A 2,042-nucleotide genomic window follows, 5' to 3' on the forward strand; every position below is an offset into this window, starting at 1 on the left:
AAGCTGTCGAAGGCGTAGCCCTCGTAGCGGGTGGAGGCGCTGGATTCGGTATTGACGACCCAGGCATGCCCTGGATCGACCAGCACAGGCCGGCCGTCCACGACCCGGAACACCAGCGCCCGGTAGCGCTCCACGGCGCCCAGGTGCTCCAGCACGCTGGCCACGATGGCGCCCGAGATCTGGGTTTCTGCCGCACTGCTGATCTGCTCGTGCACGTCAAGCACCAGGCCGGCCGCGCCCAGCGTCAGCGCGCCCGAGGCGCCCACGCGCTCGGCGATGACCAGGGTCACATAGCCGCTGGCGGTCAGCGCCGCCTCGGCGCCCAGCAGGTCCTGCGCCCGCACCAGGTGGGTCAGCGCCTCCACATCGGACAGCAGCTGCACGGGCGCCAGGGCCAGCCGGCCCTCGGCATGCCTATCCTGGGAGGCCACGGTGAAGGCAGGGCCCAGGCGCATCTGATAGTCGTGGCCCTGGCCGCTGATGATGGCGCCGTTGACCACGGGCGGCGGAACGAAGGCGGTGCCGATGGAGTACTGCGGAATCCAGGCGCCCTCTCCCACCTCGACCTGGGATGTGGCCTGCAGGCGCGCCAGCGTTGGCCGCGCCACGGCATCATTGCGGGCGTCCGAGGCCCGGACCTGGGCGCCGGCCAGCCGCAGCGCTCCGCGCGGGATGGGATCGCCAGCGACGCGCAGGGGCCGCAGCCGCGCCTTGACCTGGGCCAGCGGCCGGTCTGCTGCGAACAGGTCCAGCGGCTGCAGCCCCATGCGGATCTCCAAGGGCTCCAGCGCCTGGCCCTCCACCTGCAGCGGTGCCAGGTTCAGCACGGCCGTGCCGTCCTGCTCGACCACACCGTCCTGCAGCCGGGGCGAGTCAACGACGTCATCACCGGCATACAGCACGGCATCGAGCACATAGGGGCCGGTCATCGCAAAGCGCCCCTTGTAGACGCTCACGTCGTTCAGAAACCACTCGATGCGCCCGCCTCCGACCTGGGCGCGCACCGTGTCATTGCCCGTCATCGAGCCCACGCGCTGCAGCGTGACACCGGCATGGCGCACGTTGACCTGGCCATCCCCAAAGAGCAGGCCGTACTCCACATTGGCGAACGATGAACGGCTGACGCGCGGCACCTGGCTGGCCAGAGTGAAGCCCACCACGGCGCCCACGGGCTTTCCGATCACGAAGGTGGCCGTGCCGATCCAGTTGGCCGGCAGCTCGCGCAGGCTGTGCGCTCCACCGTTCCAGCCGAAGTGCCAGTCGTAGGTGCGGCGCTCCGGGGTGGCAACCTTCGGCGGCCGCGCGGGGATCGCAGGCTGTGCCGGGATCACGATGCGCACATTCTCGCGGCGCATGATCCAGGCGCTGGTCCAGGTCAGGGGCACGCGCTGGGCGTCGGCATAGTCGGATGTCTGAACGTAGGCCCAGACATCGCTGTAGTGGGCTGTCGCTGCGCTCAACGATGGGTTGCCCACGCGCTCACGCAGCACATCCAGCGGCGTGCGCCAGGACACCAGGCGTTCTCCGCCAGGCAGTGCCCGCTCCAGCCGCTGCATCTCGTGCGGCCCGGCCTCGACCCGCACATCGCGCCATTCATAGGTGATGCGCTCGGGGGTTGCAGGCTGTCCCGGAAACCCCGGGTCCGCAGGCGTGGCCGGCACGAACTCGACCAGCTTCTTGTTCTTGATCAGCGCGTTACCCATTGGCGGGCTCCTTGGCGCGGTGGTCGGCCATCCAGGGCCGACCGGGGTTCATGGGCAGCAGCTCGCCGTTGTCGTCGCGCAGGCTCAGCAGGGGGAATAGCTCGCCGCGGTTGAAGTCGAAGCGCGAGTCGTCGATGTCGTAGCCGCTGGAGCCGGGCAGCAGTTGGCCGTCCACCCAGGCCCAGTACGGCAAGCGCATGCTGAGCGCCGTGGCGTGCCAGCGCTGGCCGCCGTCGCGGCTGGTGTGCAGCTTCACGGCCAGCGGCCGGATGGCACCGCTGTCGTCGATCTGGCGCGGGCCGTAGACGGGGATGGCCAGCGTGCGCTGGTCCAGCGCAA

Annotated in this window: 2 protein-coding genes; both read right to left on the reverse strand. The window is 70.0% G+C overall.

Features of this window, described 5'->3' with window-relative positions:
- A partial coding sequence (locus DA1_RS29205; RefSeq protein ID WP_155737681.1) for a hypothetical protein occupies positions 1-1,703 on the reverse strand: 1,703 nt, incomplete at its 3' end.
- A partial coding sequence (locus DA1_RS30950; protein ID WP_162269894.1) for a hypothetical protein occupies positions 1,696-2,042 on the reverse strand: 347 nt, incomplete at its 5' end. The genes DA1_RS30950 and DA1_RS29205, both read right to left, overlap by 8 nt.

This window comes from Delftia acidovorans NBRC 14950, from assembly GCF_001598795.1.
Lineage (GTDB): Bacteria > Pseudomonadota > Gammaproteobacteria > Burkholderiales > Burkholderiaceae_C > Comamonas > Comamonas acidovorans.